Annotated in this window: 16 protein-coding genes; 5 read left to right on the top strand and 11 right to left on the bottom strand. The window is 63.3% G+C overall.

Annotated elements, in window-relative coordinates; translation table 11 throughout:
* Positions 1–151 precede the first annotated feature (151 nt).
* A complete protein-coding gene (locus MOQ67_RS14340) occupies positions 152–1408 on the top strand; it encodes a hypothetical protein (protein ID WP_198717829.1) in 1257 nt (418 codons plus the stop codon).
* Positions 1409–1479: 71 nt separating this feature from the next.
* Here the strand turns inward: MOQ67_RS14340 and MOQ67_RS14335 are convergent, their stop codons facing one another.
* Genes MOQ67_RS14335 through MOQ67_RS14325 form a run of 3 tightly spaced genes read right to left on the bottom strand, consistent with a single transcriptional unit; the run spans position 1480 to position 5241 of the window.
* A complete protein-coding gene (locus MOQ67_RS14335) occupies positions 1480–2775 on the bottom strand; it encodes an NAD(P)/FAD-dependent oxidoreductase (RefSeq protein ID WP_198717830.1) in 1296 nt (431 codons plus the stop codon).
* Positions 2772–3860: a polyamine ABC transporter substrate-binding protein gene (locus MOQ67_RS14330; RefSeq protein WP_017846567.1), complete on the bottom strand. Its 1089-nt coding sequence runs from the start codon at positions 3858–3860 to the stop codon at positions 2772–2774. Before MOQ67_RS14330 ends, MOQ67_RS14335 begins: the two co-directional genes overlap by 4 nt.
* 22 nt (positions 3861–3882) lie before the next feature.
* Positions 3883–5241: a glutamine synthetase family protein gene (locus tag MOQ67_RS14325; protein ID WP_198717831.1), complete on the bottom strand. Its 1359-nt coding sequence runs from the start codon at positions 5239–5241 to the stop codon at positions 3883–3885.
* A gap of 140 nt (positions 5242–5381) precedes the next feature.
* Between MOQ67_RS14325 and MOQ67_RS14320 the strand changes: the two genes are divergently transcribed.
* Positions 5382–6278: a helix-turn-helix domain-containing protein gene (locus MOQ67_RS14320; protein WP_017846569.1), complete on the top strand. Its 897-nt coding sequence runs from the start codon at positions 5382–5384 to the stop codon at positions 6276–6278.
* Between the two features lie 1094 nt (positions 6279–7372).
* Here MOQ67_RS14320 and MOQ67_RS14315 read toward each other — a convergent pair.
* From MOQ67_RS14315 to MOQ67_RS14305, 3 genes are read right to left on the bottom strand one after another with little or no spacing between them, the layout of a single operon-like run.
* Positions 7373–8476, bottom strand: a complete 1104-nt coding sequence (locus MOQ67_RS14315; protein WP_046489018.1) for an acetoin dehydrogenase dihydrolipoyllysine-residue acetyltransferase subunit — start codon at positions 8474–8476, stop codon at positions 7373–7375.
* A complete protein-coding gene (locus MOQ67_RS14310; protein ID WP_104903355.1) occupies positions 8473–9492 on the bottom strand; it encodes an alpha-ketoacid dehydrogenase subunit beta in 1020 nt (339 codons plus the stop codon). Before MOQ67_RS14310 ends, MOQ67_RS14315 begins: the two co-directional genes overlap by 4 nt.
* Positions 9493–9531: 39 nt before the next feature.
* Positions 9532–10509, bottom strand: coding sequence for a thiamine pyrophosphate-dependent dehydrogenase E1 component subunit alpha (locus MOQ67_RS14305; protein ID WP_102618898.1), 978 nt, complete (start codon positions 10507–10509; stop codon positions 9532–9534).
* 310 nt (positions 10510–10819) lie between these two features.
* Here MOQ67_RS14305 and MOQ67_RS14300 point away from each other — a divergent pair, with 310 nt between their 5' ends.
* On the top strand, positions 10820–12688 hold the full coding sequence (locus MOQ67_RS14300) for a sigma-54-dependent Fis family transcriptional regulator (protein WP_198717952.1): 1869 nt from the start codon (positions 10820–10822) through the stop codon (positions 12686–12688).
* A 117-nt stretch (positions 12689–12805) separates the two neighbouring features.
* Here MOQ67_RS14300 and MOQ67_RS14295 read toward each other — a convergent pair whose 3' ends face one another.
* Positions 12806–13600, bottom strand: coding sequence for an acetoin reductase (locus MOQ67_RS14295; protein ID WP_017846575.1), 795 nt, complete (start codon positions 13598–13600; stop codon positions 12806–12808).
* Positions 13601–13781: 181 nt separating this feature from the next.
* Between MOQ67_RS14295 and MOQ67_RS14290 the strand changes: the two genes are divergently transcribed.
* A complete protein-coding gene (locus tag MOQ67_RS14290) occupies positions 13782–15926 on the top strand; it encodes a TonB-dependent siderophore receptor (RefSeq protein ID WP_198717951.1) in 2145 nt (714 codons plus the stop codon).
* Positions 15927–15944: 18 nt separating this feature from the next.
* Here the strand turns inward: MOQ67_RS14290 and MOQ67_RS14285 are convergent, their stop codons facing one another.
* Both MOQ67_RS14285 and MOQ67_RS14280 read right to left on the bottom strand, forming a co-directional pair.
* A complete protein-coding gene (locus tag MOQ67_RS14285; protein WP_046383718.1) occupies positions 15945–16382 on the bottom strand; it encodes a carboxymuconolactone decarboxylase family protein in 438 nt (145 codons plus the stop codon).
* 114 nt (positions 16383–16496) lie between these two features.
* Positions 16497–16967 carry an Lrp/AsnC family transcriptional regulator gene (locus tag MOQ67_RS14280; protein ID WP_017846578.1) on the bottom strand — a complete coding sequence of 157 codons (471 nt, stop codon included), beginning with the start codon at positions 16965–16967 and terminating at the stop codon, positions 16497–16499.
* A gap of 123 nt (positions 16968–17090) precedes the next feature.
* Here MOQ67_RS14280 and MOQ67_RS14275 point away from each other — a divergent pair, with 123 nt between their 5' ends.
* Positions 17091–18335 (top strand): methionine gamma-lyase, encoded by a 1245-nt coding sequence (locus tag MOQ67_RS14275; protein ID WP_169884668.1) that lies wholly within the window; start codon positions 17091–17093, stop codon positions 18333–18335.
* A gap of 3 nt (positions 18336–18338) precedes the next feature.
* On the opposite strand, the gene MOQ67_RS14270 is transcribed toward MOQ67_RS14275, so the two are convergent.
* Positions 18339–19451 carry an OmpA family protein gene (locus MOQ67_RS14270; RefSeq protein ID WP_104903360.1) on the bottom strand — a complete coding sequence of 371 codons (1113 nt, stop codon included), beginning with the start codon at positions 19449–19451 and terminating at the stop codon, positions 18339–18341.
* Positions 19452–19474: 23 nt separating this feature from the next.
* On the bottom strand, positions 19475–19915 hold the full coding sequence (gene tssE / locus MOQ67_RS14265) for a type VI secretion system baseplate subunit TssE (protein WP_198717950.1): 441 nt from the start codon (positions 19913–19915) through the stop codon (positions 19475–19477).

Below are 19915 nucleotides of genomic sequence, written 5' to 3'. Positions count from 1 at the left end.
CACAAAAACACCGATGCTAACGCACAGCCACTCGTTCTGTACCTGTTAGAAATGACAGTTGTAACGCCCCCATCTCCAGCGTTTACTGGTACGCAACCGGCGCCTGCCCATACGGCACCGACAGGTAAAACACTCCAGGGAGGGACTCATCATGCCGCGTTATTTCAAAACCTCGATCACTGCGCTGACACTGCTCGGCGCCTCGCTGCTGTACGGCTATGGTGTAACCGCCAGTGCCGCCACATACGTCGACTCGGGCAGTGCGGCCGGGGCGCAATGTTCAACCAGTAGCGTCAACGATAGCGCGCAGGCCGTGGGCAATTGTTCATCCGCTACGGTCAGCGCCAACAGCAATCCTTGGTACGCCGCATCGCTGAGCGGCCCTCAACAGGTCTTGCCGCCGCTGGTGAACGGGCAACCGTGCAGCGTCGAGGCAATCGCTAACAGTGGCTGGATGCTGGGAAGTTGCGCCAACGCCGCCAATCTCAGTTTTGCCGTGTTCTGGAATGCAGCGACGCCCAGTGGCCTGCCGACGGCGACGGCCCCCTTGCCTGGCACCTTGCTATTTCCCCTGCTGCGACCCGCCGATGTCCAGACCGTACCCACCGCCCTGAACCCGCTAGGCGCTGCCCTGGCTCAAAGCATCAGCGCCACGTTACAGGCAACCGTGGTGCTGTATACCCCGGGCAATGCCACGCCGCAGCGCGTTTCCAGCTATGGCGACAACTGTGCCGGGGTCGACGTGAACAACACCTTGATCAACGGCTATCCCAGTGTCGTCATGAACTGTCCGGGGGCCAATGCCACGCCCAAACCCACCGTCGCCACCTGGAACGGCAGCAGCTACGTGTTGACCGCGCTGGCCAGCCCCTCCGGCGCCAGCTATTGCTGGGCGGTGGGCATGAACGATCAGCTTCAGGTGGTCGGTACCTGCGTGTTCAGCGGCGCTACCGGCGATGTGCCGCAAACGGCATTCTGGGGAACACCCAGCAGCGCGCCCCTGCTGCTGACCATGCCCCTCAATGCGCAGAATTACGCGGTGTCGATCAACAACCCCGGGCATATACTCGCGTATGGCAGGGACCCGTCGGGTTTCGAGAAAGCACTCTTTTGGCCAGACCCCACCAACTCGTTCAGCGTGCAGTCGATCCAGCCGCTGCCTGGCAGCGCCCAGACCAACGCGGTGGGTTTGGCGGATAACGACACCGTCGCCTTGAACAGTTTCGATGCCAACCAATACCCCAGCGGCGCCTACTGGGACGGCGTCAACAGCACCGTAGCGATGGCCCCGCTTTTGGGCGGACGGATGAGCCGGCTAGAGGGCATTACGCGCTCCGGGGCGATCGTGTATGGCACAGCAACCGATTCCACGCTCAACTACAGGGCCGTAGGCGCAACCTTGCCATGACGAGGAAAAGCGGTTTTTCTTGCGGCCTTAGGTGCGGCTCAATCCAACCGCCCCCATGCGGCGGCAGCTCATCACTGCAGGGTCTCCCGCAACCGATACCACAGCATGCCCAACGCCAACAACGGCGAGCGCAACAGCTTGCCGCCCGGAAAGGTCATGTGCGGCACCTGGCTGAACGCCTCCAGGCCCTGGCTGTGCCCGGCATGGATGGCTTCAGCCAGCAGCCGCGCACACCAATGGCTCACGTTCAGCCCATGGCCGGAATAGCCCTGGGCATACAACACGTTCGGGTACTGTTTTAGCCGCCCGACCTGGGGAAAGCGGTTGGCGGTGATGCCGATCTTGCCGCCCCACTGGAACTCGATCGCGGTATTGGCCAGTTGCGGGAATACCGTGAGCATCTTCGGTTGCATATACGCGGCAATGTCCTGCGGATCACGCCCCGAATAATGGCAGGCGCCGCCGAACAACAGGCGTCGGTCGGCGGTCAGTCGGTAGTAGTCCAAGCCGACTTTCTGGTCGCACAGCGCCAGGTTCTGCGGGATCAATTGCTCGGCCAGCCCTTCCGTTAACGGTTCGGTGGCGATGATGTAGCTGCCGGCAGGCAGTACTTTGCCGCTCAAGCGCGGCTCCAACGCCTCCAAGTGTGCATTGCAGGCCAGCACCAGGTTGCTGGCGCGCACCGTGCCGCCGGCGCAGCGTACCTGCACGGTGTCGCCGTGGAGCAGTTCCAACGCTGGGGTCTGCTCGAAAATCCGCACCCCCAGGGACTCGGCGACCCGCGCCTCGCCCAACACCAGATTCAATGGGTGCAGGTGCCCGGACCCCATGTCCACCAGGCCGCCGGCATAGACCTGCGAGCCGACGACCTGGTGCATATCCTGCGGACCTACCACACGGACCTCATGGTTGTAGCCCTGCGCCAACAGGCGCTCCTGCTCGCCCTTGAACGCGGCGAACTGCGCCGCGGTATTGGCCAGTTCGCAAAAGCCCCAGCGCAGGTCGCAGTCGATACCCTGCGTGCGAACGCGTTCGCCCACCAACGTGACCGAATCAATCCCGGCCCGCTCCAGATAACGCACGCCCTCCTCGCCCACATACTTGGCAAAGCCCGACACATCGTGGCCGATGCCGCGAATCAATTGCCCGCCGTTGCGCCCGCTGGCGCCCCAACCGATGCGCCGCGCCTCCAGCAGGATCACCGACAGCCCGCGCTGGGCCAGTTCGATGGCGGTATTGACCCCGGTGAACCCACCGCCGATCACACACACATCCGCGCTCAAGTCGGCGGCCAAGGCCGGACGCTCGGGCATGGCATTGGCCGAGGCCCGGTAATAGGACCGGGCGTGGTCGTTCGATTGGATCATTTGTCGGTCTTCACTTTGCTCCAGGCGCGGGTCATCAGGCGCATGGTCGCCGGGGTCGGCGTGGTGGAAATATAGAGTTTGTCGAGCACGGCCTGGGACGGGTACACCTCAGGGTTGTTCACCAGTTCCGGGTCCATGAAGGCATTGGCTGCCGGGTTGGCGTTGGCATAGCCGACCGAGGCGCTGACTTTGGCGATGACTTCAGGGTCGAGCAGGTAGTTGATAAACGCGTGGGCTGCTTTTGGGTTGCTCGCATCGGCGGGGATCGCCAGCAGGTCGAACCACAGGTTGGAGCCTTCCTTGGGAATCGAATAGGCAATGTTCACCCCGTTCTTGGCTTCCTTGGCGCGGTTGGCGGCCTGGAACACGTCGCCGGAATAACCGAACGCCACGCAGATATCGCCGTTGGCCAAATCCGAGATGTACTTGGAGGAATGGAAGTAGGTGATGTAAGGCCGCAGCGTCAACAGCTTGGCTTGCGCCTGTTTGTAGTCTTCAGGGTTCTCGCTGCGCGGGTCCTTGCCCATGTAGTTGAGGATCGCCGGGAACAACTCATCCGCCGAGTCGAGGAAGGCCACGCCGCACTGGTTGAGCTTCTTGAGGTTCTCCGGCTCGAACAGCACCGCCCACGAATCGACATGGTCGATGCCGAGCACCTGCTTGACCTTGTCGACGTTGTAGCCGATGCCGTTGGTGCCCCACAGGTACGGCACCGAGTGCGCGTTGCCCGGGTCGTTTTTCTCAAGCAGCTTGAGCAGCTTGGGGTCGAGGTTCTTGAAATTGGGCAACTGCGCGCGGTCGAGCTTGAGGAACGCGCCGGCCTTGACCTGGCGGGCCAGGAAGTGGTTGGACGGCACCACCACGTCATACCCGGTGCGCCCCGCCAGCAACTTGCCCTCCAGGGTTTCGTTGGAGTCGAACACGTCGTAGATCACCTTGATCCCCGTCTTGGCCTGGAAGTCGGCCAAGGTGGTTTCGCCGATGTAGTCGGTCCAGTTGTAGACACTGACCGTCGGCTCCGCCTGCGCGGCGCTGCTGAATGCTGCCACCAGGGCCAGCGGGAGAAGTTTTTTCATCAGACGCATATCGACACCCCTTTATGATTGTTTAGACGCTCAACAGCAGGAACTCACGCTCCCAGGAACTGATCACCCGCTTGAAATTCTCATGCTCGGCGCGTTTGACCGCGACGTAGCCGCGCACGAACTTGTCGCCCAGGTATTGCTTGACCGTCGCACACTCCTCCATACGCACCAGCGCATCCTCGAGCGTGATCGGCAGGCGCAGGTTGCGCCGCTCATAGGCGCGGCCTTCCACTGGTGCGCTCGGCTCAATCTTTTCGATCATGCCCAGGTAGCCACACAACAGGCTAGCGGCGATCGCCAGGTACGGGTTGGCATCCGCGCCGGGCAGGCGGTTTTCCACGCGCATGGCGTCGGGGTTCGATGTCGGCACGCGCAGGCCGACAGTGCGGTTTTCTTCGCCCCATTCCACGTTGACCGGCGCCGAGGTGTCCGGCAGGAAGCGGCGGAACGAATTCACGTTGGGCGCAAACATCGGCAGCAGCTTGGGGATGTACTGCTGCAGGCCGCCGATGTGGTGCAGGAACAGCGTGCTCATCTGGCCGTCGGCGTCGACGAACACCGGCTTGCCCGTGGCGATGTCGACCACGCTCTGGTGCAGGTGCATGGCGCTGCCCGGCTCGTCGGCCACCGGCTTGGCCATGAAGGTCGCGGCGACGTTGTGCTTGAGCGCGGCTTCGCGCAGGGTGCGTTTGAACACGGTGATCTGGTCGGCAAGATCCAGGGCGTCACCGTGGCGGAAGTTGATTTCCATCTGCGCCGGGCCGTCTTCGTGGATCAGCGTGTCGAGGTCCAGGCCCTGGGCTTCGCACCAGTCGTAGACGTCTTCGAACAGCGGGTCGAACTCGTTGGCGGCGTCGATGGAGAACGACTGGCGACCGGTTTCGGCCCGCCCGGAGCGGCCGACCGGGGTTTTCAGCGGCAGGTCCGGGTCATCGCAGCGCTGGGTCAGGTAGAACTCCATTTCCGGCGCGACAATCGGCTGCCAGCCCTGCTCGGCGTAGAGCTGCAGCACCTTTTTCAGCACGTTGCGCGGCGACAGTTCGATGGGGTTACCCTGCTTGTCGAAAGTGTCGTGGATCACGATGGCGGTCGGTTCAATCGCCCATGGCACCACGTAGGTCGCGTGGGCCACCGGGCGGCAGACCATGTCGATGTCGGCCGGGTCGAGCAGGTCGTAGTAGACATCGTCGTCGACAAAGTCCCCGGTTACCGTTTGCAGCAACACACTTTCCGGCAGGCGCATGCCTCGCTCATGCAGGAACTTGTTGGTGGGCGCAATCTTGCCGCGTGCGATGCCAGTCAAATCACTGATCACGCATTCGACCTCGGTAATCTTGTGTTCTTTCAGCCAGGCGGACAGCTGATCGAAGGGGGCGTTCATAAGGACCTCGTCATGGGTGGGAGACTGCACCGGCTTGTACTCCTGGCGCATTGAGGTCTATCTTGGGCTCGCCGCGCCACGGCATCTATCCACTTTGCTCCGAACACAACGCACCAATAGAGTGCGAGCAGGTTCCCCCCATGACACAGGCAACCGCTTTGCGCGTACAGGCCTTCACCACCGGTGATGTGGCCGCTCAATGCCGTGCAACACCCGGCTGGGTGCAGCACTACCAGCAGATGTCCCCCGGGCATTTTGCCGGGCAGATTCGCTACCTCGACCTGCACGGCGTGGAGGTCTACGAAGAGAGCATGAACACCCGGGTGGAGCAGCATTTCAACGCGCCGCCGGGGGCCCTGGCGTTCTGTTTCGACGGCAGCGACAACACGCTGTACCTGCTCAATGGCGAGAGCCGCAACACCTGGATCACCCCGGAGAACTACCGTGAAGTGGCGGTGGTATTCGGGCCACAGTTCGTGCAGCGCCATCGGTTGGATGTGGCGAAACTCGAAGGGTTGTTCATGGCGCCGCTGACCTGCCAGCAGAATGCGTTATTCAGCCGCTGGCTCAGTGGCACGCTCACACGGTTGTCCGGCACCACCGACCCGATCAGCCGCGATGCCCTCACCCAGCAGTTGCTCGACGATTGCCTGTTCATTCTCGACAACGCCTGCGTATGCCTGGACCGCCAGTCATTGCAGCGCCGCAGCGAAGAGCGCCGGCTGATGACGCGCATCGGCGAATGGGCGGTCGATGCACCGGATGACACCGTCAACCTACTGGAACTGGCGCAGATCGCCGGCGTGCCGTTGCGCCAGTTGCAACAAGGCTTCAAGACCTACACCGGAATGAGCCCGGCGCAGTGGTTGCGTTTGCGCCGCTTGAACGGGGCGCGGCGGGAGTTGTTGAGTTCAGCCGCGGCCACAGTGGCGCAAGTGGCGATGAACTGGTCGTTCTGGCATTTGGGGCGGTTCTCCAATAGCTACCGGGCGTTGTTCAAGGAGCTGCCGAGCGAAACTCTCAAGCGCGCCGTTTGAAATGCACTCTAAATGGTGGGAGGGAGCTTGCCGCCGATGGCAATGGGTCAGTCACCAGGAATATTGACTGAGACACCGCTATCGGGGGCAAGTCGAATCGTCGCACCGCCCCTCCCACATTGGACTGCATCAAGGCTGGGAGTTGAGGAAGGTTGCCATCAACGGGTTGACCCGCTCCGCCGCCTCCAACTTTTGAAATGCACTCTAAATGGTGGGAGGGGGCTTGCCCCCGATGGCAATGGGTCAGTCACCAGGAATATTGACTGAGACACCGCTATCGGGGGCAAGTCGAATCGTCGCACCGCCCCTCCCACATTGGATTGCATCAAGGCTGGGCGTTGAGGAAGGTTGCCATCAACGGGTTGACCCGCTCCGCCGCCTCCAACTTTTGAAATGCACTCTAAATGGTGGGAGGGGGCTTGCCCCCGATGGCAATGGGTCAGTCACCAGGAATATTGACTGAGACACCGCTATCGGGGGCAAGTCGAATCGTCGCACCGCCCCTCCCACATTGGATTGCATCAAGGCTGGGCGTTGAGGAAGGTTGCCATCAACGGGTTGACCCGCTCCGCCGCCTCCAACTTTTGAAATGCACTCTAAATGGTGGGAGGGGGCTTGCCCCCGATGGCAATGGGTCAGTCACCAGGAATATTGACTGAGACACCGCTATCGGGGGCAAGTCGAATCGTCGCACCGCCCCTCCCACATTGGATTGCATCAAGGCTGGGCGTTGAGGAAGGTTGCCATCAACGGGTTGACCCGCTCCGCCGCCTCCAACTTTTGAAATGCACTCTAAATGGTGGGAGGGGGCTTGCCCCCGATGGCAATGGGTCAGTCACCAGGAATATTGACTGAGACACCGCTATCGGGGGCAAGTCGAATCGTCGCACCGCCCCTCCCACATTGGATTGCATCAAGGCTGGGCGTTGAGGAAGGTTGCCATCAACGGGTTGACCCGCTCCGCCGCCTCCAACTTTTGAAATGCACTCTAAATGGTGGGAGGGGGCTTGCCCCCGATGGCAATGGGTCAGTCACCAGGAATATTGACTGAGACACCGCTATCGGGGGCAAGCCCCCTCCCACATTGGATTGCATCAAGGCTGGGCGTTGAGGAAGGTTGCCATCAACTGGTTGACCCGCTCCGCCGCCTCCAACTGCACCATATGCCCCTGCCCCGGCAGGATTTCCACCTGAGCCTCGAGCCCCTCAGCATGTCTGGCCGGGATGATTGCGTCGTCGCTGCCCCAGATCACCAGGCTTGGCTGCTGCCCGACAATATTGCGCAGATCCAGGCGCTGCCGCCCGCCCTCGAACAGCTGGGCATTGAGCTGGCGCAACGCTTGATCCACGCCTTCGAGGCGCTTGAACTTGAGCATGTCCTCCAGCATCTGCCGCGTGACCAGCGCCGGGTCGCTGAACAGTTGAATCAAGTGCGGCTTGAGTGCGTTGCGGTTAGTCGCGTCGGTGAAGCCGTGCAAGTAGTCCGCGTTGATCTCTTCGCCGAGCCCGGCGCTGGCGATCAGGGTCAGCGAGGCGACCCGCGCGGGGGCCTGGCGCGCCACGGTCAGGCTGACCAGGCCACCCATTGAGTGGCCGGCCAGGTGGACGCGGTCGAGCGCGAGATGATCGAGCAACGCCAGCAGCGCCTGGCTCAACTCGTCGGCATCACCGCTGCGCAGTTGCTTGCCCGACTCGCCATGGCCCGGCAGGTCCAGGGCGATCACCCGGCGCTGCGCCGCCAACCCTGGGTGGTTGAACAGCCAGTTGTTCAAGTCGCCGCCAAACCCGTGGACCAACACCAACGGCGTGCCGCCCTCACCGAGATCGAGATAACGCAACAGCCGCCCGCCCACCTCGACTTTCTGCGCGCTGGGCCCGGACGCTTGCGCCTCGGCCGCACTCGACACGAAGCTGGCCTGGAAACCCTCGATTACCGCATCAATCTCGGCTTCCGTGGCCTCGCCCTCCACCACGATCCCGAGCAGCCCGCCCACCGGCAAGGTCTCGTCGCTCAGCGCCAGCACGCGGCGCAGCACGCCACTGAACGGCGCCTCGACGCTGCTGGAGATCTTGTCGGTCTCCACGTCGAGCACTTCCTCGCCCTTCTCCACCCGGTCGCCCGGCTGTTTGAGCCAGACATCCACGCGGCCTTCGGTCATCGACAAGCCCCACTTGGGCATGGTCAAGATATGGATCATGCGGCAGTCCTCTTATCGGCGATCTTCAACACCGCGGCTTCGATCTTCGCTGCGTTGGGGATGTACAGATCCTCCAGCGCATCGGAGAACGGCACCGGCGTGTGCGGCGCGGTGACCATTTCGATCGGTGTGCGCAAGAACGAAAACCCGCGCTGCGCGACCAGCGCGCTGATATCGGTGGCGATCGAGCAGCGCGGGTTGGACTCGTCGATCACCACCAGGCGGCCGGTCTTCTCCACGCTTTCCAGGATGCTGTCTTCGTCCAGCGGGCTGGTGGTGCGCAGGTCGAGCACTTCGCAGTCGATGCCTTGGCGCGCCAGGTTGGCAGCGGCTTCCAGGGCGATATGCACCATGCGCCCGTAGGTGACCAGGGTCACGTCATTGCCTTCGCGCACGTAATTGGCTTCGCCGAAAGGCACGGTGTACAGCTCTTCCGGCACTTCACCCTGCAGGCTGTAGAGCATTTTGTGTTCGAGGAAGATCACCGGGTCGTTGTCGCGGATCGCCTGGATCAGCATGCCCTTGGCGTCATAGGGCGTGGCCGGGCACACCACTTTGAGGCCGGGGATGTGCGTCCACATCGAGGTGAGCATCTGCGAATGCTGCGCGGCGGCGCGCAGGCCGGCGCCGTACATGGCGCGCACCACCAGCGGCGTGGCGGTCTTGCCGCCGAACATGTAGCGGAACTTGGCGGCCTGGTTGAGCAACTGGTCGAGGCAGCAGCCGAGAAAGTCGACGAACATCAACTCGCACACCGGGCGCATGCCGCGGGTGGCCGCGCCGACCGCCATGCCGACGTAACCGATTTCGGACAACGGTGCATCCAAGACGCGGTCGGGAAACTCCGGGTACAGGCCCTTGGTCACGCCGAGCACGCCGCCCCAGGCATCCTGCTCGCCGGGGGAGCCGGTGCCGCCGGACACGTCCTGGCCGATGATGAACACACTCTGGTCGCGACGCATTTCCTGGGCCAGGGCTTCGTTGATTGCCTGCTGATAACTGATTTTGCGAGCCATGATCAATTCTCCACGGATTATTTTTGTAGTGGGTGGCGATTAGCGGTAAGCGACGTAGACATCAGTGAGCAGGTCTGCGGCCTGGGGCTTGGGATCGGACTTGGCCAGGCGCACGGCGTCTTCGATCAGTTGCGCGACCTCCGCGTCGATGCGCTCGAACTGCGCCGCATCGAGCCAGCCTTCGGCGCTGCAGCGTTGGCGAAACAGCACCAGGCAATCGTGGGATTCGCGCAGGTTCTTCACTTCGTCGGGGCCGCGATAGGTTTGCGCGTCGCCTTCGAAGTGGCCGTAGAAACGGCTCAACTTGACCTCCACCAGCGTCGGCCCCTGGCCGCTGCGCGCACGTTCCACGGCTACCCCCAGAGCCGCGTGGACGGCGAAGAAATCATTGCCGTCGACGATCACCCCCGGCATGCCGAACCCCACGGCGCGCTCGGCGATGTCTTTGCACGCTACCGACCAGCCCGAGCCGGTGGCTTCGGCGTAGCCGTTGTTTTCAGCCACGAACAGACACGGCAGTTTCATAATTGCGGCCAGGTTCATGGCCTCGAACACCGCACCCTCGTTGGAGCCGCCATCGCCGAAAAACGCCACGGCCACGCCCTGGCTGCCCTTGAGCTTGGACGCCAGCGCCGCTCCGGCCGCCAAGGGCGCGCCGGCACCGACGATGCCGTTGGCGCCGAGCATGCCTTTCTCCTGGTCGGCAATGTGCATGGAACCGCCCTTGCCGCCGCACACCCCGGTTTTCTTGCCGTAGATCTCGGCCATCATGCCGAACACGTCCACGCCCTTGGCGATGCAGTGGCCGTGGCCACGGTGGTTGGAGGCGATGCAATCTTCATCGTTGAGGTGGGCCATGACCCCGGCGGCGCTGGCTTCCTGGCCGGCATACAGGTGGACGAAACCTGGGATCTCGCCAGTGGCGAATTCCACGTGCAGGCGTTCCTCGAAATCGCGGATGGTACGCATCACGGTGTAGGCATGGAGCAGTTGATCAGTGGACAGGTGAGTGGACATCTTGTTGTTCTCCAGGTTGTCTCGACACACAAAAGGCTGGCTGCAGCCAGTTGCAAGACCTTCAGCACAGCCTGTGCCAACGCCTCGATAAACCTCGCATAGACTTGATCTAGAGCAGTGCCACGCGGTTGTGCGGCGGCGACCGCCAACCACAGAATGAGACGCGCCATTGCAACCTGCCCGTGGCGTGCGTGGCCGGATGAGACGCTGCGTCTCACACCGGGCAGTTGGTCAGGCCGCCCTTGTCCGCCTGCGCGCATGCGCGCTTAATGGCGGGCATAACAACAAAAGATCGAGAACCGGAGGCCTTATGCTCGCCGCGAACTCCAAAGACCATGTCGACTGCGTCAGTCGCGTGGTCCGCAATGCCGATCGCCTGCCCCAGGCTCCGGTGCCGTCGCTGATTTTCGATTCATGGCGCCGTTCCATGGAGCAACACCACCTCGACCCTGGCTCGCTGCAAGGGCCACGCATTCTCAGTGAACCGCTGCTCAAGGAATGCCGTGAGCGCGCCGAACTGTTCATGCACATCGCCAGCGAAGAAGTCGGCCAACTCCACCACCGCGTGCGCCATGCCGACTACTGCGTGATGCTCACCGACGCCCAGGGCCAGACCATCGACCACCGCGTGGACACGGCGATTCGCACCGATTGCCGCAAGGCCGGCCTATACCTGGGCACCTGCTGGTCGGAAGCCGAAGAAGGCACCTGCGGCGTGGCCACGGTACTGACCAGCAAGGCTGCCGTGACGGTGCATAAGCGCGATCACTTTCGCGCGGCATTTATCGGGCTGACCTGCTCCGCCGCGCCGATCTTCGACCCCCAGGGCAACCTGCTGGGGGTGATGGACGCCTCGGCGCTCAAATCCCCGGATGACCGGCGCAGCCAGCATCTGGTACGGCAGATGGTGGCGCAGAGCGCGCAAGCCATCGAAAATGCCTTCTTCATGCACAGCGCCCGTCAGCACTGGGTGCTCCAGGCCCACAGTACGCCCGGCTATGTCGACAGCCAGCCCGACCTGCTGCTGGCCTGGGACCAGGATGGGCGCCTGCATGCGTTGAACAGCAAGGCGCGCCAGACCCTGCGTCGGCGCTTTGGCCAGGTGCCGACGCATATCGGCGAGGTCTTCGACCTGGATGCGTTGCGCGCGGTCACCGATCAATCGGCGCAACAGTTGCACTGGCTGGGCGAGCCCGGCGCATTGCATGTGCGGGTCAGCGCGCCGCGGCGTAAGCCGGCGCGTCCTGCGAAGGCCGTAAACAATCAGGTCGACCCCCGGGTGGAAGAACACCTGCGCCTGGCCTTGCGGGTCAAGGACCGCAACCTGCCGGTGCTGGTGCAGGGTGAAACCGGCGCCGGCAAGGAAGTCTTCGCGCGCCAACTGCATGAGCGCAGCGCTCGTCGCGGCGGACCCTTCGTGGCGGTGAACTGCGCGGCGATCCCGGAAAACCTCATCGAAAGCGAGCTGTTCGGCTATGTCGCCGGGGCCTTTACCGGCGCGTCGAACAAGGGCATGCCCGGGCTGTTGTTGCAGGCCGATGGCGGCACGCTGTTCCTCGATGAAATCGGCGATATGCCGCTGGCTCTGCAGACGCGCTTGCTGCGGGTATTGGCCGAAGGTGAAGTCGCGCCGCTGGGTGCGGCAAAAACCCGTGCGGTGGATATCCAGGTGATCTGCGCCAGCCACCGCGACCTGGCGGTGCTGGTCAGCGAGGGGCGCTTTCGCGAAGACCTGTACTTTCGCCTGGGCTGCGCACGGTTCTGCCTGCCGCCCTTGCGCGAGCGCAGCGACAAGCTGGCCTTGATCAATCGGCTGCTGGAACAGCAGGCGCACAGCGGCGCAATCTCCGTGGGCATCAGCCCCGCCGCGCTGGAGGTACTGCTCGGCTATGCCTGGCCGGGCAATGTGCGACAACTGCGCCATGTGCTGGCGTATGCCTGTGCGGTGTGCGACGGCGGCACCATCCAGTTGGCTGACCTGCCCGTGGAGGTGCGCGGCGAGCGGCTCGAGGCCGACGTGGAACAACGTGTCAGCCCGGAACGCCAGGTGGTGCTGGATGCACTGATCCGGCATCGCTGGAAGCCGTCGCCGACGGCCCAGGCGCTGGGGATTTCGCGGGCGACCCTGTATCGCCGGGTCAACCAACTGGGCATCGACATGCCGGGCAAACATATCTGACCCAGCACGGTCAAACATGTGGGAGCGGGCTTGCCCGCGAAGGCGGTGTATCAGCCACCGATGCCGTGACTGAACCGCCGCCTTCGCGGGCAAGCCCACTCCCACCTTTGAACCGCGTTATCGGTACACAATCCCACCATCGATCAACGGCGACTGGCCGGTCATGTAGTCCGCATCCGGCCCCGCCAGGTAAGACACCAGCCCGGCCACATCCTCAGGCGTTTCCGCACGGCCCAGGGCAATCCCGTCCACATACTTCTTATAGGTCGCACCGACTTCGGCGCCGGTAATCTCGGCCATGCGCTTGTCGATCTCGACCCACATATCGGTGCCGACCACGCCCGGGCAATAAGCATTGACCGTAATCCCGGCGCTGGCCAGTTCCTTGGCCGCCGCCTGGGTCAGGGCGCGCACGGCGAACTTGGTCGCCGAGTACACGCCCAGCAGGGCAAAACCTTCATGCCCGGCGATCGAGCAGGCGTTGATGATCTTGCCCTTCTGCTTGAGCGCCTTGAACTTCTTGCCGGCGGCCTGGATGCCCCACAACACACCCTGCACATTGATGCCCAGGGTGCGCTCGACCTGCTCGGGGCTGACGTCCAGCAGTGAATCGATCTGCGCCACCCCGGCGTTGTTGACGATGATGTCGAAACCACCGAGGGTCTGGTATGCGTGTTCGACGGCGGCCACCACCTGTTCGCGCTTGGACACGTCGGCGATGAACACCGAGGCCTTGCGCCCTGCCGCGACGATTTCAGCAGCCACGGCTTCGAGCTTGGCGCCATTGATGTCCACCAGCGCGATATCGGCACCGTCCCGTGCCAGGCGCAGGGCGATGGCGCGGCCGATGCCCTGCCCGGCGCCAGTCACCAGCGCAACTTTTCCAGCGATGAGGTTTCCAGCGGTACTCATGACGACCTCCTGCAACGATGAGAGAAGCCTCGTCTATCGCAGATGCACGCCAGGGCTGTCGAGGCGCACATGAATCGGCGTGCGCGCTGAGACCGGATGTCTCAATGCGCGAATCCTTGTAAATGCACGCACTTATGCCTAGCTTATGCGCCCCCCGTCCTGCGCTTTAAGGCCTTGCCCCATGGTTCTGCGTTTTCGCCCCGTCGTCACGTCACGTTTCGCCCTCGGCCTGCTGCTCAGCGGTGGCATCGGCAGCAGCCTGGCGGCGGAAATTGAACTGCCGGCGGTACAGGTCCAGGGCCAGGATGAGTCCGGTTATCGCAGTGAAACCGCCTCGGTCGGCGGTTTCAATGAAGCGCCGCTGCTGGACACTCCCGCCTCGATCAGCGTGATCAACGCCGCCCTGATCAAGGACCAGCAAGCCCGCCTGCTCAGCGAAGTGCTGCGCAACGACGCCTCGGTGGGCGACAGCTACGCACCGATCGGCTACTACGAAAACTTCGTGGTGCGCGGCTTCTCGCTGAACGCGGCGAGCAGCTACAAGATCAACGGGCGCACCATCACCGGCGAGCAGAACGTCGCCCTGGAAAACAAACAGCAGGTGGAAGTACTCAAGGGCCTGGCCGGCCTGCAAAGCGGGATCTCCGAGCCCAGCGGCGTGATCAACTACGTGACCAAGCGCCCGCAAGACGTGCGTTCGGTGACGGTGTCCAGCGACGACCGCGGCAGCGGTTATATCGCCACCGACGTCGGCGGCTGGTTCGGCAGCGAGCGGCAGTTCGGCCTGCGCGCCAACGTGGCCCATGAAGACCTCAATTCCTACGTGGAACACGCCAACGGCCAGCGCGACTTCCTGTCCCTGGCGTTCGACTGGAACATCAGCCCCGACGCGGTGCTGCAACTGGATGCCGAATACCAGAACAAACAACAGCGCTCGGTGCCGGGCTACCAACTGCTGGGCGGCAGTGAAGTGCCCCACGATGCATCGCCGAAACAGCTGCTGGGCCATCAAAGCGGTTCCAAGCAGGTCGGTATCGATTCGCTGAACCTCAACGGCAAGTTCGAATACCGCTTCAGCGACCAGTGGAAAGGCAGTGTCAGCGCGGCGCGCAGCAAGGTGGTGATCGATGACTACAGTTCGTTCGCCTGGGGCGGCGACACGAACGGGGTCGGAAACTACTTCGGCTCAGACGGCAACTACGACATCTACGACTACCGCAGCCCCGACGACACCCGCCGCGACGATGAAGTGCAGGCGGCCATGACCGGGCTGTTCGACACCGCCGGCCTGGGCCATGAATTGACCTTCGGCACCAGCGCGTTTCGCCGGGTGATCGACAAGCGCAAGGCGGTCAACGAGTACATCGGCAGCGGCAATATCAATCAGGACGCGCCGACGTTTGCGCCGACCAACGTACCGCTGAACGACAGCCATCGCACCCTCGACAGCCGCCAGTACGGCGTGTTCGTCACCGACCGCATCCGCTTCAACGAGCAGTGGCAAACCCTCCTCGGCGGTCGCGAAGTGCGCCTCGATGAACAAGCCTTTGACAGCAATGGCAACCAGGCGCGCCACACTCAGCAATACGTGTTCCTGCCCCAGGCCTCGCTGATCTATAAGCCGATTGAAAACATCTCGCTGTACACCAGCTACAGCAAGGGCCTGTCCCTGGGCGGCACGGCGCCGTGGTTCGCGAACAACGCGGACGAGACCCTGGCCCCGACCGTGTCGCGACAAATCGAAGCCGGCGTGAAATACGACTGGCGCCGCATCAGCTTCGCCGCGGCCGTGTTCCAGACGCGCCAGGCCTACCAGTACGCCAAGCCGGATGGCGCCGGGAGTTTCACCTACGTGCAACAAGGCGAACAGAAGAACACCGGGCTGGAACTGTCGGCGAATGGTTGGGCCACCGACCGCCTGCAGATCGCCACCAGCGTCGCGGCGATTCGGGCGCGGGTCAGCGGCAGCGGCACGCCGGACTACCAAGGCCACCAGGCGATCAACGTGCCCAAGCTGCGCGCCAGTGTCTACGCCGACTATGCGCTGCCGTGGGTCAACGGCCTGGCGGTCCTGGGCGGCGTGCAATACAGCGCCAAGAAGTACGCCAACCGCAGCGGCAACGTCGAGGTCGGGGACTATGCGGTGGTCAACGTCGGCAGCCGTTACACCACCAAAGTCGATGGCTATGAAACGGTGTTTCGCCTGAGCGTCGACAACCTGTTCGACAAACGCTATTGGCGCGACGCGGGCGAGTACATGGGCGATGACTACCTGTTCCAGGGCGCGCCGCTGACAGCGCGCCTGAGTGCCTCGGTCAACTTCTGACCGCCCACGGCCCCTGGCTTACTTGGGCATTTTGCGAAAGCCCACCGCCAGGCGGTTCCAGCTGTTGATGGTGGCGATGGCTACGCTCAGATCGACCTGTTCCTGGGGGCTGAACTCGGCGGCGAGTGCGTTGTAGTCTTCGTCTGCGGCGCGGGTCTGGCTGACCAGGGTCAGGCTTTCGGCCCAGGCCAGGGCGGCGCGTTCACGCGGGGTGAAGAACGGCGTTTCGCGCCAGGCCGACAATGTGTACAGGCGGCGTTCGGTCTCACCGCCCTTGCGCGCATCGGCAGTGTGCATATCGAGGCAGAAGGCGCAGCCATTGATCTGCGACACGCGCAGGCGCACCAGTTCCAGCAGGGGCAGTTCGATGGACAGTTTGCCCACTGCGGTTTCCAGGGCGAGCATGGCTTTCATGGCGTCTGGGGAAGCGGTGTAGAAATCGGTACGGGGTTGCATGGTAGAGCTCCTGAACACTGGAAATTGGTGGCCAGATTAGTCAGCGCAGCACTCAGGAGAAATAGCCAATTCCGGCAAAGATCAGGTAGCCAATGTGCCCACGGGCTCAGCCCCTCAGCGCGGCAACGGAATCACGCGCAAAGGCCGCACCGATTTGTAGGAAAAGCTCGAGTAAATCTCTTTGACGCACGGCAATGTCTGCAACACCTCCCGCGCGAATTCGCCAAACGACTCCAGGTCCTTGGCCACCACTTCCAGCAGGAAGTCATAGCGCCCCGAGACGTTATGGCAGGCGACGATTTCCGGAATGTCGAGCAAGCGCTGCTCGAACGCCCGCGCAATTTCCTGGGTATGGCTCTCCATCATGATGCTGACAAACGCCGTCACCCCATAGCCCAACGCCTTGGGCGACAGGATCGCCTGATAACCGCTGATCACCCCGCTCTCTTCCAGGTTCCTGACCCGCCGCCAACACGGGGAGGTGGTCAGGGACACGCGCTCGGCGAGCTCGGCCACGGTCAAGCGGGCGTTGCCTTGCAGTGCGTTTAAAAGCGCCTTGTCGGTGCGATCCAGACTGAGGGGCATAACGTGCCTCTAATCATTATTTTTAGGAAGGTTTCATCCCATTGCGCGGGATTTGTCAGCAAATATTGCAAAGTTCAGCTGTGGTTATGAGCATAGCATTGTAGGAAATAAGGAGTGTCCGACATGAACAATAAACACAATGCATTCGGCTTTTCCACCCGTGCCATCCACCACGGTTACGACCCCAAGGACCACCATGGCGCCCTCGTACCGCCGATCTATCTCAGCGCCACGTTCGCCTTCCCCACCGCCGAATACGGCGCCGCGTGTTTTGCCGGTGAAGAAAGCGGGCACTTCTACACACGCATTTCCAACCCGACCCTGGCCCTGCTGGAAGCGCGCATGGCGACCCTGGAAAACGGCGAGGCCGCCGTCGCCTTCAGCTCCGGCATGGGCGCGATTGCCGCCACCTTCTGGACCCTGCTGCGCCCCGGCGATGAGGTGATCGTCAGCCAGACACTCTACGGCTGCACTTTCGCCCTGCTGCACCATGGCATCGCGGAGTTCGGCATCAAGGTGCGCCATGTCGACCTCACCGACCTGGATGCGCTGCACGCCGCGCTGTCCCCGGCCACGCGCATGATCTACTGCGAAACCCCGGCCAACCCCAACCTGCAACTGGTCGATATTGCCGCCGTCGCCACGCTGGCGCACCAGCAGCCCAACGTCATCGTGGTGGTCGATAACACTTACTGCACGCCGTACCTGCAACGGCCCCTGGAGTTGGGCGCCGATGTGGTCGTGCATTCGGCCACCAAGTACCTCAGCGGGCATGGCGACATCACTGCCGGCATTGCGGTGAGCAACCACGCACTGGCGCAGCGCATTCGTCTGCAAGGGCTCAAAGACCTGACCGGTGCGGTCATGTCCCCGCAGGACGCATCGCTGCTGATGCGCGGCCTCAAGACCCTGGCCCTGCGCATGGACCGCCATTGCAGCAACGCCCAGGCAGTAGCCGAAGCCTTGCAGGCCCACCCCGCCGTCGAGCGCGTGACGTACCCGGGGTTGCGCTCATTTCCCCAGTACGAGCTGGCGGCGCGGCAGATGCGGATGCCCGGCGGGATGATTGCCTTCGAGCTCAAAGGCGGGATCGCGACCGGCCGACGCTTCATGAACGCACTCAAGCTGTTCAGCCGCGCGGTCAGCCTGGGCGATGCCGAGTCCCTGGCCCAACACCCGGCGAGCATGACCCACTCCACCTACACCCCAGAGGAGCGGGCAGCCCACGGGATCAGCGAGGGGTTGGTGCGTCTGTCGGTTGGGCTGGAGGACATCGCCGACCTGCTGGCGGATGTGCAGCAGGCTTTGGCCAAGTGTCTGCGGGCTGCGCCGCGTGCGACACAAGTGGTCGAGCATGCGATGAAATAGCGCTCAGTCCACGGCCACCGTGGCCTCGCCGCAGGCCCCTGTCTGCGGCACCAGGTGAATATCCACGCGACGGTTCGCGGCGCGCCCGACGTCGGTTTCATTGCTGGCAATCGGCTGACTGGCCGCGAAGCCCTGGACGGCAAAGCAACTGTCGGCGATGTCGCCCATGCGCTGCATCCAGTCGCGCACGGCAGAGGCGCGGGCATGGGACAGCGCCAGGTTCTGTTCGACGGAACCGGTCGCGTCCGTATGCCCGGCGACCACGATCAGCCAGCCGGGTTGGGCTTTGATGTCGACCAGGGCATTGATCAGCACCTTGGCCGAGCCTGGCTTGAGCGTGGCGCTGCCGGCATCGAACAGCGACAGGCTGTCCAGTCGAACGGGATCGGGCATAAGGGGTTCAGTGCCTGGACCGGCCAACCACATGCGCCAACCGAACCCTGCGAGCAAGGCAACGATCAGCGCCCCGACCAGCCCCCACAGCGCGATGCGTGGCCGGCGCGCCACCACTGCGGGTGGCGGCAGGATCACCACGGGGCTCACCAGCGCCGGCGCCGGCAACCTGAGCGGCGCGAGCATCGTGCCGTCCGGCGCGGGGCTTTGCTCCAGGCGCTGGATCAAGCCGCCGACCTGATAGCGCAGGGCGTGCAGCGGTTGTAGAGGGTGGTCTAGATGAGCCCGCAAACGCACCTGCAAACGGGCCAACTCAAGGTCCAATTGAACCAGCGCGGGCACGCCGTGGGCGGTCATCGCCCGGCTGCGCAGCACCAGTTGCAGTTGCTCGAACAACCATCCCAGCAAGTCCACGCGCGCCGACGCCATCGGCGGCCACAGGCGCACCCACTCGCCGCCCAGCGCCTCGATCAACGCCACACCTTGGGTGATGCCCTCGACCCCATGACGCTGGCCGCGAGCCAAGGTGTAAAAGCACGCGCTGTGCAACTCCGCGCCGTTTTGCTGGAACAGCGCAAGGCAGCCTTGCTCGACCTTGGCCCAGTCCACATCCGGGCAGGCGGGATGGCTGAGCTTGGCCAATTCCTCGCGCAAAGCGATGAACTCACTGAAGCCGCGCGGATCACCGCCGACTTGAATACGCATCTCAAACAACGCCGTCATCGGGTTTCCCTTGCGTTATCGGTTCAAGGCTTCGACAGGTAATGCTGTCGCTTCAAGTGACGCACCAGCACCCGGCCTTCGGGGGTCAGGCGGGTGCCGAAGGTCACGTGCTGCCCATCCTTCAATTGCATGTCCAGGGCATACTCCAGATGCCCCGGCAGCACCTGGGGCAGCAGCTCGATGGTGATCGCCGCCAGACGTGGCTCGTACTTGAGCAACGTGTCGGTCATGACGCCGATCAGGCCTTGGGCCGTGGCGGGCAACCCTTGCAGGATCAGGCCCATGTCCGGCAGCCCGTAATCCGGCAGATGGCTGAGCGCGCCCGCTCGGCTGTTGAGGATGCGCTGCAGGTTGTCCAGCACCGAGAGGGTGTGCTGGTCCGCCTCGCAGACCCGCGGCAGGTCCAGTTCACCGGCGAAATTCTGCAACAGGCGTTCGTAGAGCGAAGGGGTGTACTCGGTCAT

The sequence above is a fragment of the Pseudomonas sp. LY-1 genome, from assembly GCF_053502595.1.
This window is presented reverse-complemented; position numbering and strand designations above follow the sequence as displayed.

Excerpts from the sequence above, each read along its gene's own strand:
- MOQ67_RS14340 (WP_198717829.1), top strand. The coding sequence starts at position 152 with ATGCCGCGTTATTTCAAAACCTCGATCACTGCGCTGACACTGCTCGGC.
- MOQ67_RS14335 (WP_198717830.1), bottom strand. The coding sequence starts at position 2,775 with ATGATCCAATCGAACGACCACGCCCGGTCCTATTACCGGGCCTCGGCC.
- MOQ67_RS14330 (WP_017846567.1), bottom strand. The coding sequence starts at position 3,860 with ATGCGTCTGATGAAAAAACTTCTCCCGCTGGCCCTGGTGGCAGCATTC.
- MOQ67_RS14325 (WP_198717831.1), bottom strand. The coding sequence starts at position 5,241 with ATGAACGCCCCCTTCGATCAGCTGTCCGCCTGGCTGAAAGAACACAAG.
- MOQ67_RS14320 (WP_017846569.1), top strand. The coding sequence starts at position 5,382 with ATGACACAGGCAACCGCTTTGCGCGTACAGGCCTTCACCACCGGTGAT.
- MOQ67_RS14315 (WP_046489018.1), bottom strand. The coding sequence starts at position 8,476 with ATGATCCATATCTTGACCATGCCCAAGTGGGGCTTGTCGATGACCGAA.
- MOQ67_RS14310 (WP_104903355.1), bottom strand. The coding sequence starts at position 9,492 with ATGGCTCGCAAAATCAGTTATCAGCAGGCAATCAACGAAGCCCTGGCC.
- MOQ67_RS14305 (WP_102618898.1), bottom strand. The coding sequence starts at position 10,509 with ATGTCCACTCACCTGTCCACTGATCAACTGCTCCATGCCTACACCGTG.
- MOQ67_RS14300 (WP_198717952.1), top strand. The coding sequence starts at position 10,820 with ATGCTCGCCGCGAACTCCAAAGACCATGTCGACTGCGTCAGTCGCGTG.
- MOQ67_RS14295 (WP_017846575.1), bottom strand. The coding sequence starts at position 13,600 with ATGAGTACCGCTGGAAACCTCATCGCTGGAAAAGTTGCGCTGGTGACT.
- MOQ67_RS14290 (WP_198717951.1), top strand. The coding sequence starts at position 13,782 with ATGGTTCTGCGTTTTCGCCCCGTCGTCACGTCACGTTTCGCCCTCGGC.
- MOQ67_RS14285 (WP_046383718.1), bottom strand. The coding sequence starts at position 16,382 with ATGCAACCCCGTACCGATTTCTACACCGCTTCCCCAGACGCCATGAAA.
- MOQ67_RS14280 (WP_017846578.1), bottom strand. The coding sequence starts at position 16,967 with ATGCCCCTCAGTCTGGATCGCACCGACAAGGCGCTTTTAAACGCACTG.
- MOQ67_RS14275 (WP_169884668.1), top strand. The coding sequence starts at position 17,091 with ATGAACAATAAACACAATGCATTCGGCTTTTCCACCCGTGCCATCCAC.
- MOQ67_RS14270 (WP_104903360.1), bottom strand. The coding sequence starts at position 19,451 with ATGACGGCGTTGTTTGAGATGCGTATTCAAGTCGGCGGTGATCCGCGC.
- tssE (WP_198717950.1), bottom strand. The coding sequence starts at position 19,915 with ATGACCGAGTACACCCCTTCGCTCTACGAACGCCTGTTGCAGAATTTC.